Origin of the sequence: Runella rosea, assembly GCF_003325355.1 — a bacterium.
Classification (GTDB): domain Bacteria; phylum Bacteroidota; class Bacteroidia; order Cytophagales; family Spirosomataceae; genus Runella; species Runella rosea.
Genome location: NZ_CP030850.1, coordinates 1516136 through 1528648, shown reverse-complemented (window position 1 = coordinate 1528648; position 12513 = coordinate 1516136). Strand labels below are relative to the sequence as shown.

The 12513-nt window shown below is 42.3% G+C and carries 14 protein-coding genes; 5 read left to right on the top strand and 9 right to left on the bottom strand.

The window, feature by feature from the left end; all coding sequences use genetic code 11:
- Positions 1 to 296: 296 nt before the first annotated feature.
- Positions 297 to 965 (top strand): DUF4386 domain-containing protein, encoded by a 669-nt coding sequence (locus DR864_RS06485; RefSeq protein WP_162793598.1) that lies wholly within the window; start codon positions 297 to 299, stop codon positions 963 to 965.
- Between the two features lie 509 nt (positions 966 to 1474).
- On the top strand, positions 1475 to 2005 hold the full coding sequence (locus DR864_RS06475; protein ID WP_114066187.1) for a hypothetical protein: 531 nt from the start codon (positions 1475 to 1477) through the stop codon (positions 2003 to 2005).
- Between the two features lie 79 nt (positions 2006 to 2084).
- Here the strand turns inward: DR864_RS06475 and DR864_RS06470 are convergent, their stop codons facing one another.
- From DR864_RS06470 to DR864_RS06450, 5 genes are all read right to left on the bottom strand, one after another.
- Positions 2085 to 2612 (bottom strand): RBBP9/YdeN family alpha/beta hydrolase, encoded by a 528-nt coding sequence (locus DR864_RS06470; RefSeq protein ID WP_162793596.1) that lies wholly within the window; start codon positions 2610 to 2612, stop codon positions 2085 to 2087.
- Between the two features lie 61 nt (positions 2613 to 2673).
- Positions 2674 to 3330 (bottom strand): hypothetical protein, encoded by a 657-nt coding sequence (locus tag DR864_RS06465; protein ID WP_114066185.1) that lies wholly within the window; start codon positions 3328 to 3330, stop codon positions 2674 to 2676.
- Between the two features lie 201 nt (positions 3331 to 3531).
- Positions 3532 to 3918: a putative quinol monooxygenase gene (locus tag DR864_RS06460; RefSeq protein WP_162793594.1), complete on the bottom strand. Its 387-nt coding sequence runs from the start codon at positions 3916 to 3918 to the stop codon at positions 3532 to 3534.
- A 69-nt stretch (positions 3919 to 3987) separates the two neighbouring features.
- Positions 3988 to 5826 (bottom strand): tetratricopeptide repeat-containing sensor histidine kinase, encoded by a 1839-nt coding sequence (locus tag DR864_RS06455; protein WP_162793592.1) that lies wholly within the window; start codon positions 5824 to 5826, stop codon positions 3988 to 3990.
- Between the two features lie 23 nt (positions 5827 to 5849).
- Positions 5850 to 6500: a response regulator transcription factor gene (locus DR864_RS06450; RefSeq protein ID WP_114066182.1), complete on the bottom strand. Its 651-nt coding sequence runs from the start codon at positions 6498 to 6500 to the stop codon at positions 5850 to 5852.
- A gap of 282 nt (positions 6501 to 6782) precedes the next feature.
- Here DR864_RS06450 and DR864_RS06445 point away from each other — a divergent pair, with 282 nt between their 5' ends.
- From DR864_RS06445 to DR864_RS06435, 3 genes are read left to right on the top strand one after another with little or no spacing between them, the layout of a single operon-like run.
- The gene (locus tag DR864_RS06445) at positions 6783 to 7253 is read left to right on the top strand and encodes a hypothetical protein (RefSeq protein ID WP_114066181.1); all 471 of its coding nucleotides are present in this window, start codon (positions 6783 to 6785) and stop codon (positions 7251 to 7253) included.
- Between the two features lie 42 nt (positions 7254 to 7295).
- Entirely contained in the window at positions 7296 to 8840 is a 1545-nt protein-coding gene (locus DR864_RS06440; protein ID WP_114066180.1) for a tail fiber domain-containing protein, read from the top strand.
- Between the two features lie 8 nt (positions 8841 to 8848).
- Positions 8849 to 9175: a LytR/AlgR family response regulator transcription factor gene (locus DR864_RS06435; RefSeq protein ID WP_162793590.1), complete on the top strand. Its 327-nt coding sequence runs from the start codon at positions 8849 to 8851 to the stop codon at positions 9173 to 9175.
- A 63-nt stretch (positions 9176 to 9238) separates the two neighbouring features.
- Here DR864_RS06435 and DR864_RS06430 read toward each other — a convergent pair whose 3' ends face one another.
- The 4 genes from DR864_RS06430 to DR864_RS06420 form a co-directional block, all read right to left on the bottom strand.
- A complete protein-coding gene (locus DR864_RS06430) occupies positions 9239 to 10681 on the bottom strand; it encodes a SulP family inorganic anion transporter (RefSeq protein WP_114066178.1) in 1443 nt (480 codons plus the stop codon).
- A 6-nt stretch (positions 10682 to 10687) separates the two neighbouring features.
- Positions 10688 to 11167, bottom strand: coding sequence for a hypothetical protein (locus DR864_RS06425; protein ID WP_114066177.1), 480 nt, complete (start codon positions 11165 to 11167; stop codon positions 10688 to 10690).
- Positions 11168 to 11447: 280 nt separating this feature from the next.
- The gene (locus DR864_RS29775) at positions 11448 to 11624 is read right to left on the bottom strand and encodes a hypothetical protein (RefSeq protein ID WP_162793588.1); all 177 of its coding nucleotides are present in this window, start codon (positions 11622 to 11624) and stop codon (positions 11448 to 11450) included.
- Positions 11609 to 12511 (bottom strand): hypothetical protein, encoded by a 903-nt coding sequence (locus DR864_RS06420; RefSeq protein ID WP_114066176.1) that lies wholly within the window; start codon positions 12509 to 12511, stop codon positions 11609 to 11611. Before DR864_RS06420 ends, DR864_RS29775 begins: the two co-directional genes overlap by 16 nt.
- Positions 12512 to 12513 lie beyond the last annotated feature (2 nt).

Here is a 12513-nt window from a genome sequence, read left to right as displayed (position 1 = left end):
AAGCAGGGTGAAATATAAAAAAGATAATTTCATTATAGGTAGTGTTACTTCGGTTGTAAAACTAACGTTTAATGATGGCCTCAAAAAAAGGAATTCCTTTGGATTGTTGTAAAAGTAGGTTAAGTTGTTGAAATTTTTGGTCAGGCTATTATGCGCTTTTGTGATAGTAACCCATTCTAGCTACAAACACCCTACCATGCCCGATTTCATTTCTTACCCAAAGTCAATGGATAGAGAATTTGGGGGCGGTAATTTTGGGCCATCATTCACAAAAAAGCAAAGAAATGGATACTAAAATGCACCAAACATCCCCAAAAATGGCCCTCATGGCAGGCTTCTCACTGATTGCAATGGCCCTCATTGCGGGATTTGCCTACGGGTACGGATTTGAAAATATATACGTGGCAAACGATGGCCCCGCCACACTAAAAAACCTGAACGAATCAACGGCCCTGTTTCGGTGGGTGCTGTTTTCGTTTGTCATTATTCTGATGCTTGACGTGGTGGTGGCTTGGGCACTTTATCTTTTCTTTAAGCAGGTCAATGAATCGTTGTCGTTGCTTTCGGCGTGGTTGCGCCTGGTCTACGCCGCTTTGTTGGGCGTTGCGTTGTTGAATCTGGTGGGTATTTTACCAGAAGTAATGGGTCAGCCCCAAAGTGTGTCCTTGACCATGACCAGTTTTAGGGCTTTTTTGGCCATGTGGTCGTTGGGATTAATTGTTTTTGGCGGCCATCTGTTTTTACTGGGTTATTTAATGCTCCGGTCGGGTTTTATTTCCAAAATTCTGGGAATCTTAATGCTCGTAGCGTCGGTTTGTTACCTTTTTGCGAATGTGGCGCAGCTTCTTTTGCCAAATTATGAGCATTACAAAGCCACAGTAGACGCCGTGTTGAGTGCGCCCATGGCTCTTGGAGAACTGGGACTTGCGGGCTGGCTGGTGTGGAAAGGAGGGAGGGGAAGCTAACGTTATTTGACTTTCAGGATTCGCTTTCTGATTCTGCTCAGCGATTCGGGGGTAACCCTAATGTAGCTGTCGAGCTGGTGTTGCGGTATCCGTTGCAATAAATCTTTGGAAGTAAGGGTTTAAAATTTAGACAGATAGGTCATTTTTTTAGCTGAGTGGCACTTTGATGGTTTGGGGATGGCTTGTCAGACGAAAAAGGGGAATAAGGGCTGAAAGATTCTTTCAAATTAAGATTTTTAATGGGTAAACGAACTAACGTATACTAGTTAGCGTATTTACATTAATCCTTGGTTTTTGGACAAAAAAGGGCCGTTAATAATCAAAAAGAAGCACTGTGCAAGCAGGTTTTTGGGGGCATTTGAATTATTCCAATAAGTCCAAAAAAATAGACAGTCGGTTGTATTTACGGCATACATTGAATTAATTGCCCTTTATATCACTTAATTAAAAAATCATTAGACAGGGCCATTGTAATCAGGAATGGACTGTAAAGTTAAAGGTATTCCAGGATGACGACGCTTACTGAAACACAGTTTGCAATAGCTGATCAAATTATTAAAATTGTTGCAAAGCATAATGGTAGATTGAATATGGGGCCATTGGTTGAACAAATGACAACCCTGCACCAGTGCAATAAAGAAGAAATAAAAATAGTGGTTAATCGATTGGCTGATAATAGGATATGTATCGTTTGTGCCGGAAACGTAGGGTATGAGTACGAAGTATGTATCACAGGCCGGGGAAATGAAGTTGTTAAATTGGGGAGCCTCTATGAGTGGCAACTTAGAAATAAGAAGGAGAGCACAATAATGCTTAAATTTATAAAAGACAAATTTGACGGTTTTAAGGTATCACCCTCCTGTTTTGCGCTGGTTCTTATATTGCTTGCGTTTGACCATATCTTTTTTGACTACTTAAAGGACCAAAAAAAGAGCAAAGAAATTCAGGTATTGTACCGAAAGATAGAATCCCTGGAGTCTTTGATGAAGCGCATTCCACCCGCAGTTACGGATAGCACCCAGCATCAGACAAAAAAATAAGACCCAAATCTGTCTGAAAACTGAATGGGGTCTTATGCGTCTTTGTTGATGTTTTTTCACCAACAAAATCTAAAGCCTTTCAAACGAGGGTTTTGAGGATTTCTAATCCTTCGTCCCAGCGTCCATAACCTGAATGGACGTTGATGTGGCCTGCGTCGCCGATAGAGACCAGTTTACTTCCCCAAGATTCGGCAAAGAACTTGTACCGATCCATGGAAGTCCAGAGGTCGTTGGTGCTTGCTACCACTACCGACGGAAAAGGGAGGGGTTGAAGCGGGATGGGCGCAAAACTCTGCAACGACAAATCCATGTAGGGGTTATCGATATCGGGAGGGGCCACAATCATGGCACCTTTGATTTTTTTTGGATGTTTGGCCGCCCAATGTGCCAAGGCAATCCCGCCAAGGCTGTGCGTGATCAAGATTGTCTCGGAGGTGTCGAGGTCTTTCAGCGTTTTTTCAATTTCGCTGGTCCAGTCGTCGCAGGTTACACCCGTCCATCTTTTCTGGTTTATTCGTCGGCAATTGCTCAATTGTTGCTCAAAATGAGTTTGCCAATGTTGGGCGGGAGAGTTGCCGTAGCCGGGCAGCGTAAAATACTGTATCATTGGTATGGAGAATAATGGGTTGGGGTATCTATGGCAATTTAGGGATATTTTTTGAGGTGTTTTACTCTTTGTAAATTGTAAAAGAAAAAGGGGCATTTTGCAAAGTGCCAGAACTATTGTAGGTTTTAATCTCTAATTTTCCATCGATGATTAAGAAACTCACAAATGCTGGAAATGCAGAAAAAACGGAACCTACTACTGAATTAGCACCAATCGATAGCGTTTGACCAGTTATTGTAATTCTTTTATAACCCGCCGATACGGTTTCAATGGTACCAATGTTGGATGTACCCGTTAATAGGATCCCATTATCTTGAACCGAGGCAACAGCAATGGGAACTAAATTATAGGTACCAGTAGGAGTTGCATTTACTTCACCTGTTAGTTTAATATTGCCTACGATATCCAGCTTCTGGGTGGGTGATTGTATGCCTATACCCACATTTCCTGAATTATTGTTGTAGATATGAGTCCCGTTGACCGACCAAGGATTGACCCCAGTAAGTAAGGCTTGCCAGGCCGATCCATTGCAATAATAGGTTTTATTGTCTGTGGTTAATAATACTAATTGTCCTTTTTGAGAAGCCGTACAACTTCCCAACGTTGCAACGTTGGGAAGTTGTAAAGAACTTGGCAAAATTGTACTGTTTTGGGCTGATAAATTCCCGCATATTCCCCAAAAGCAGAAAATGATAAAAAAAAAGTTTAGCTTTTTCATCTGAAAATCATGGTTTAATGAGAGGGAGGCACTATTTCTTGGTACGCTAAATTGCAATTAAAGTACAAAATAAAGTGTAAAATATCTAGAATGGATTTATCCATAAATACTTACTTTGTGACTTAGTAACGACCAATTTTTAGGTCAGAAGTCTTCTTTCACTAAACTTGATGAATCTGAGAGTTGAACCCCAAATATTTGTCAATGTAAGTTTTGAGCTTTCCAAAATGAAATATCTGGTGGGCCTGCCAAAAATTGCCTCGAATCATTGATGAATTGTAAAAGATGTGCGGTTTTCATATGCGCTCCTTTGTAATAGTCTTCATCGGCCCATTGTTCATAGAGTAAAATATTGCTTTTATCGTTGGGGTCAACGTGCAGAACAATGCTTACATAATGGGGCTCTTTCTTCACTTTTGCGATTAACTCCTGCAATGCCTTCAAAGCCATGTCTTCTTTGGACGGCTGAGTTTTGTATTTTATAAAGACGGTTATCTTACCCTCATTGGGCTTATTTTGGGCAACGCTTTCAAATAAACTCATGCCCATCAAAAGTAGGGCGCAGATGGAGGATTTTAGAATTTTCATAAGGTTGATAGTAAAGGGAATGGCTATTAGATAATGATTTTTTGCATTTGAAAGCATTACTTTTTTTACTTACACCGCCAACCGAACCGTAAATTCCGTTCCTTTTCCGGGTTCGCTTTTGCAAAGAATGATACCGCCGATTTCGTCCAAAATCCGTTTTACAATGCTCAGTCCTAAGCCCGTAGAAGACTTGAGAGCGGTGGCGACTGAGGCCGTATTGTATTTTTCGAATAAATGAGGAAGGTGCTTGCTTTCGATGCCAATGCCCTCATCTTTGACGTGCAGTATCATGATATCGTCTTTTTTTTCAGCATTGACCCACACACGGCCGTTCGGATTGGAATATTTGATGGCGTTGGAGATGAGGTTTTCAAGCACCCGTTGCACCAAGTGCGGGTCGGAGAGGAGATGCAAAGGCTCAGGGGCTGGGTCAAATAACAATTGAATGTTTTTGGCGTGGGCTGCTTCTGCAAACTCGTTGAGCACCTCCTGCATTAAGGTCTGCAAATCAAAGGTTTCGAGGCGGAGCGTATGTTTGTTGGTTTCTGCTTTTTCAACGTTTAGCACGTCCTGTATCAAGTTCATGCCCTGTTTGACGCTTTTTTCGATGATTTGGACTGCCTCCAAAGCTTTGGTATTGGCGGCATCTAGGTTCATTTTTAAGATGGAATTCCACGTGTTTATCACCAAAAACGGCGTACTCAAATCATGAGATACAATACTGATGAGCTGGTTCTTTTCGCGGTTTAGGTCCGATAATCGGGTATTCTGACGCTCAATAAGCTCATTTTTTTCGTTTAGTATTTTGTTTTTTTGCCGATTTTTGACCAAAAAATACCCAATCACACCCGAGAACAGCAGCACGCCCAAAAAGCTGATTCCGAAGATGAGTCGCTGTTGCTGTTCCTGTTTTAGTTGCTGATTGAGGAGTTTGTTTTCTTGTTCCTTTTTCTCGGATTCGTACTGCTCTCTTAGTTGCGCAATGGATTTATTGGTCTCGGCGTTAATCAATTCTTTTCCCAGACTATCGTAAATGGCGTAGTACTCATAGGCTTTTTTGTAGTCGCCAAAATACCGGTGTAAGTCGGCGAGGGAATTCATGGAGATGTGTTCTTTGGTTTTTGAACCGCTTTTTTTCGCAATCCTGAGGCACTCATTTACATACCATTCGGCTTCTTTGCGCTGATTTAGTTTAAGGTAAATCTCGGACATATTTCCGTAGTCATACCATAAATCTTCGTCCGAGTGAATCGCCTTGTGAAAGGCAATGTTTTTTTCAATGTAAGGCTTGGCTTGGGCGTATTTTCCCTGTTTGATGAGCAGCGTAGCTAGGTTGATATACACCGTGGCAATGCCGACTGAATCTTTGATGTTTTTTTTGATATTAAGGGCCTGCGTGTAGTAATAAAAGGCGCTGTCAAATTTGGATTCTTTGCGGTAAATCACGCCGAGATTGGTGTAATACGTGGACAGCCGTCGGGGGTTTGCTTTTTCTTTTTGTCCCTCCAAGACGCCTTTAAACAACAGCATTTTTGCTTTTTCATTTTGCTCCGTACTGATATAAACGTTAACAAGGTCGCCGATGGCTTGGTATTTTTCATCAAAAAATTGATTCTTTTCGGCTTCTTTCAAAAGCGTCAGGTACGACTTGACGGCGAGGTCGATTTTGCCGTCGTATTCGTAGTAAAAGCCCATAAAACGGTGGTAATAAAGGGCTTCTTTTTTTAATCCGATGCGCTGGGCATCGGCCCGAATTTGTTCGGCCATCAGTTTGATGGAGTCCTTTTTTGATTCGTAGAAGGTCAGTGTCTTGTCAATTTTTGCCCGGATGGACGTTTCGGTAACTTGTCCGAGTACCTGCCTGAAGCAGACCGTAAAAAACAAAATGATGAGCGACAACTGTTTCATAATCATTTAATTATGTGGTTTTGTTAATTCTCAATCAAATTGTAACTGATTGCGTATTTCACCAGACCTACGGTATTGCTCACCCCCAGTTTGATCATAATATTTTGCCGGTGCGTATCAACAGTACTTACGCTGATAAAGAGTTTTGCGGCAATTTGGGCACTGCTGTATTCCTGACAAATGAGGGTTAAGATTTCTTTTTCACGTTTGCTCAAAATGACGCCCGAGTTTTTGGTGATGTATCCATTTTGGTGAATGGATTGGTCTTTTGAAAAGTCAAGCTCAATGTTTTTGGCGTAGTAAGTTCCGCCGCCAGCCACCGTTCTAATCGCCTCAAAAACCTCCTCGTAGGTAGCATCCTTGAATAAATATCCGTGAAAACCAAATTTTTGGAGTCGATGAAACAGGCGTGAGCCACGTAAGATGGTAAGGTAAATGACGGGTAATTCTGGATGCGTTGCCCTGATTTTTGACAGCAAATCTTCGGGGTCTGAGTTGGGTAAATTTACATCAAGTACTAAAATATCTATACTAGGTTTTGTGCCCAAAAAATCAATGATATCTTGGCCAGAAGTACAGGTTTTAATCACCTCAAAATCACGCTGAGTTTCGATGATGGCGGCCAGTCCGCGCAGCAATAATTCGTGGTCATCTACTAGGCAGAGCTTAATCATAGCGGCTTCATTAAGTCACTTTTTACTTCTTTTTCGCTATTAAAATTAGAAAATGACTGGCTCATCTACAAACAATCTATGGGGCGAAGGCTTTAATTGACCGGGAAATTTACTTAACGGTTTCGATTCAATGGAATATACTGTTTAGTCAAACCTCTCTGGCGTTATTATCCCTATTTACACGATGTTTTGGTATGTATATAAATCTGAATTTTGCCAACAGAAAATCTTTACGGACTTCATTCCATGTTTGATAAGCAATCCTAAAATATTACTTAAACCATGAAAAAGCGCTATTTGGCATTCGTTTTATTATTGACTGTCTTGGCTTCTTGTTCCAAAAAAGAAAACGTAAGTCCTTTCTTTTTCTCGTGCACGATTGAAGGCAATAAATATGCTATTGAAAATGAAATAGGTGCCTATGCGGTGGTTTTTAGCAATACGTCCAATACTATCTATGGAACTGAGTTGGAAAACGTCAAAACCGCTACCCCTCGCACCATGTACATTACGTTGGAGTCCACTAAGGGCGTAGGGGTACACCAATGCAATGGGAAAAACTCTATCTTTTTTGAAGATGCCGACAAAGTGGTGTACCGAACCAATTTTAACAACGGTTCAGGGCAAATCGAAATCACCGAAAAAACCGCTGAAGTTATTAAAGGGAAATTTTCGGGTATTGCCAAATCATTTACAAGTCCCATAAAAACCATCAACATCACCGACGGAGAGTTTTCTGTGCGGTTTCGATAACAGACGCTTCTTTTTCCATCTTTTACCTCAACTCTTAAAATCATGCAAAAGCTATTCTTTATTTCAATCTTTGGTTTTTTGGCCTCTAATTTGTTGGCACAGAGTGTGTTAATTACGCCCAATCAGATGGAGGCAAAACAAAGCACAGCTGGTGATAATATTATTCTACAAGGAACTAATCCGCCCAATATTTTTTCAAAACGGCACAATGGAACGGTTGCGTTGCCAACGGCGGTGGTTTCGGGCGACGATATTTTTGCGCTTCAAGGGGGGGGGCACAACGGTACCTCCTTTACCGAATCAAGAGGGGCGATTCGGTTTGAGGCCACCCAAAACTGGAACACTACTCAGAATGGAACCCGGTTGGTTTTCTTAACGACTGAAAACGGTTTTACCACTCAATTGCCTCGCATGATTATTAACCAAAACGGAAGGGTAGGAATTGGAACCGATAACCCACTCGTTGATTTTGAAGTGGCGGGCAACGCTGGTATGGGCGTACGAACCTACGGGGCTGGTAATACTTATAACTCCCACATCTACGGAAGCCATGCGGGTGGCACGGAGAGTTCCCCATCGGCCTCGACCAACGACCAAATTTTGGCCCGTTTTGAAGGCCTTGGCCACAATGGTAGCTATTTTGAGGAAGGAGCCCGCATGGAAATTCGGTCGAAAGAAACTTGGGCTAGTGCCGAAAATGGGGCCGAAATCAACTTTTATACTACGCCTATCAATAACGATATTCCCCTCAAACGGATGACCATTGCTGAAAATGGAAATATCGGCATCAATACCGATTCTCCGACCTATCCGCTGGAAGTGCTGGCAACGACCGATGATGGAATTGCCGTAAAACGATTTGGTGATGCTCCCGCATTTTTTGGGGTATCGGCAGGCGGAAATGTAAATACTCCGGGGCCTTCGCTGAATGGCCATATTCTGGCTCGCTTTGGGGCCCGAGGTTACGACGGAAATAATTTTACCAACGCCAAAGCGCGTATCGAAATGCGAACCACCGCCGATTGGAGTCCGACCAGCACGGGAGCCGCCATTGATTTTGTGACGACTACTGCCGCAGGCACTACGCCTGTGGTGAATATGACCCTTTCGGGGCCGGGTAATTTGGGTGTGGGACGACTGCCAACGCTAAGCTATCGACTTGAGGTAGAAGGTAATGCCTATAAAACCGTGGGTGGTGGCAACTGGGATTCGCCCTCTGACCGTCGTTTGAAAAAAGATATTACCTACCTCGACAGTCAAGAAATACTCCAAAAAGTGTTGCAATTGAAGGGCGCAAATTACCGTTGGATTGACGAAAAAAAGGGCAAAGACCTGCAATTTGGCTTCATTGCGCAAGAGTTGAGAGAGGTGTTTCCGACCAAAGTTCAACAACATGCCGATGGGTATTTGTCGGCTACTTACGGCGATTTTGACCCAATGTTGGTCGAATCCATCAAAGCGCTGAAGGCATTGATTGATGAACAGCGGGAAATGATTGCGGAGCAACGGGCAGAAATTGATCAATTAAAAACGGTTGTTTCAGCCAAGAATGACCTTTCAAATCCATCCAGCAGAACCAAAGAGTAATGACGCCGATGATTCTCTTTACTTTAACCACCTTTGAGTCAGGGCAATACGTTGATTTTGAAAAGGTTGTGTGTATCACTGGCGACGGCAATTATTCCTTTATTCATTTGGTCGACGGGCAGAAATTGTTGGTGTCGAAGTGTTTGGAGCAACTCGAACTCCGCCTGCCACCCAGTCAATTTCTACGGATTCATAAGCGTTACCTCATCAATCTTCGTTTTGTGGAAAGTATCTTTCCGAAACAAATCAAGCTGACCGATGGCAAAGTCTACGCCGTAGCGCGTCGGCGGTGGCCGAGTGTCCATTCTTATTTTAAACAGAATAGTCGACGCTAAAAAATAAGAGTCACTAGTTACCAGTTTGGCAGCTAGTGACTCTTATCGGTTTTGAAAAAGGATTTATTTGGGAGAACCAGAGGCCTGTGAATTAATCAGAGTGTCAACCTCAAGCGCTGACTCTGGCGCATCTTTTGTTTTACGTTTGAAAACGGCTTTTACCACAAAATAGATAATCAAAGCCGACAGAACACCCGTCAGGAAGTCGGTCAGCGGAACCATAAAGGCCGTGTAGGTCATCATGGCAAACTCAAACTTACCCTGATGCTTGATTTCGCGGATTTCGGAGGGTTTGATCATATTACTCGCCACCCAAACCAAGATACCCCCAATACAAGCCATCGGAATCAATTCGAGGTATTGTGCCAAATTATAGGCCATGGCCAATTTTAAAGCTGCTTTGAAGTAACCTGCCAACGGCGTTTGGGCACCTGCTTTGATGCTCGTAGCGGTGCGGGCCAGCGCTCCAGTACAGGGAAAACCCTGAACCAACGGCGTAAGGATTTGCACCATTCCTTGTCCAAAAAACTCCTTGTCGGGATTAAAGGGCGTTCTTTGGTTATTGGCCAGTTTGTCGGCCATGGATGAACAAAGAATACTTTCGACGCCCGACACAAACACAATGGCACAGACAAAATAGATTATATCAACAACGACGGTGCCGTTCAGAGCGGGTAGCATGGGCGGCGTAAACACGAAGAAATTGTTGGGGATAGAGCCGTAAAGGTCTTTGACCAAAATGATGTTTTTATCGGCCAGAAAAGTAGCCGAGAGCAGGGTAGCCAGTCCCATCGCAATGACTGGCCCAGGAATGAATACCGAAATTCGGAGTAAAGTTTTGGTTAAAGCGAAAGTCATCAACCCCAAAAAAATGGACCAACCGTTGATTTTATCAATGTTCCCAAACGCCGTAGTCAGGTTATGAATCAAACCGCCTTTGATGTCTTCGTCTTGACCCAATAAATCCTTGAATGATTCGATGCCTAGAATATCTTCCACGTTGGTGAGCGCAATCGCCACCGCGATACCGATGGTAAAACCCACAATGATGGAGTTGGGAACGAGCTTGGCGTAGCGCCCAAAACCATAAATACCCATAATGATGAGTATGACGCCAGAAATCATGGAAACCAAAATCAAAAACCCGTGGGCGGTTTCAAAATCGCCACCATTGGCGGGGCCATATTTTGTAATCAGGCCCGCAATGACGGGAATGAACGCGGCGGTTGGGCCGTAGACTTGGTATTTGGAACCGCCGAAAGTACGTCCTACCACGCAGGCCAATGCGCCCGCAATGATGCCGTGTTCGGGGCGCATTCCCATTGCCATCGCAAAGCCCATCGCCATCGGAATGGCCGTCATGGCCACAATCAGCCCCGCGCTAAAATCCCGATAAACGGTTTTGGCCCAGTTGTCTTTTGTCAGGTCTTCCCAGCGGGAATCAAACAAGGTGAAGAAGAGCTTCAGGCGGCCGGCGGGCGTGGTCGGAAATAATTTCTTATTCATTTCATTTTAAATAAAGAGTGCAATTAATTGTTCTTGTTCTGATTGCTTGTAATCGGTGCCCCAGTCAATTTCTGTGACTGGAACCTTGGCTTTTTTCAGGATGGGTAAGGGGTTAAATCCATTTTTTGCGGGTTTTAATTGATAGGTTTTAGGAAGGTAGATTTCGTTAATTTTATTGGCGTCTAAGTAGTTATTCAAATAGCCATTGGTGTTCATGGTCAATAACTCAATCGAAATATCCAATAGCTTGCCTTCAAAGCGATTTTTAATGATTTCGAGGGCTTCTTTAAACTCATTGGTGACGAGCGCTTTTATTCTATTTTCTGCCGAATAGAATAATAATTCAGTAATAGAATTGTCGGGGTATTCGGCATAAATGAGCACCACCCGGGTGGGTTGGTCGATGTGAGATGCCAAAGCGAGTTTCAAAGTGTTGAGAGATGCAACACAAAAATCAGTAGGGATTAAAATAGTTTTTGTTGCCATGCCTTGCGTTAGGTTATGGTCACAAAACTATTTTGGCGTTATTAAGAGCCTCTAAGAATGAGATTAGAAATTGATAAGAAAGGAATTATTTTGTCGGCTAAGCCAATGGGCCAAGACAAAACACCGCCTTGCAGGATAGGGTAAGTAGAAGGAATCTCCCACTGCAACGGCCTTCTGGAATGATTTTAGGGGGAGAGAGGATTAAGACCACGGAAATGACCTATGAGTGCTCTAAAAGCAAAAAAGCAGGCCAAAACCTGCTCTCAGAGTAGTTGTACTGCTAACGATAAATCCATAATAAAGGAAAAAGGTTTGGTGAGCACTCTCCGCTAGGCTGGCCGCCCGCCCGAGTTTCGTTCAATCCCGAAGGCTTTCGGGATTTCATGGCTTGGCATTCGGCCACCACGAAACCTTGGTTAATAGCGGCTACTCTAATTATGTTTAATACTTTTTCCATTCAAAACTTTTAAAGTTGCTCTCTGTCGCCCATTTTCGCCAAACGGCTTCAAGAATTTCGTTGTCTCTAAGTCCTGTCGGATTCTTATAGGTTTGCAATTTGGTGTTCTTATCTCTTTCGTGTGTTTCTAAAATATGAAGATTGATAAACTGATTTTTGTCGTTTGTAACTGTTGGCAAGCATAATGAACCATTGTCTTTAAGTGCTGTTGCTATATTAACATTATTTGTTTCGCAATACAGTCTAATTTTTTCTATTTCTGGATTTCCGAAATAAAACTGGTTGTTTGAATTTTTACCTTTATATTCTAAATAACCGTCAGTGAAAATGTAAATATGATTTTCGTAGTTGACAAATGTTGAGTCAATACCATTAGTCAAAACTGTGTTTTTCTTAATAATAGGACTATTTTCTATTTTGTCAATAGTAACGCTAATTAAATCCAAACCTTTATTTTGGATACTATTGTAAGCACTCTGCACTTTTTGTTTAAAATTGTCGATTTCATAACCCAAGCCGTTGTTTTGATATTTGCCTGTTGAATTAATAAATTGCTGTTTAGCACCTAAATCTTTGATTTTGTCAATGTCAATACAAGCAATAGACTCATTTGAAAACGTAGAAAATGAAATACAAGATTTGTCGCCAATTTTCTCGCCAGGCTTCACACATTCATCTTTGAAAAATTTGAGAATTTTATCAATTTCCTTTATATCTTTTGGTGGATATTGTTGATTGGGGATGCTACCATTTATTGTCGGTTCAACTCTGTCGGATAAATCAGATAAAATAATAATGTTTTGATACGTCAAACTTTTATTTTGAGCTTCGGGCATACACGATTGCAACAAAAGTAATGTTGCAAAAAACACTAAAATTTGCTTCATTT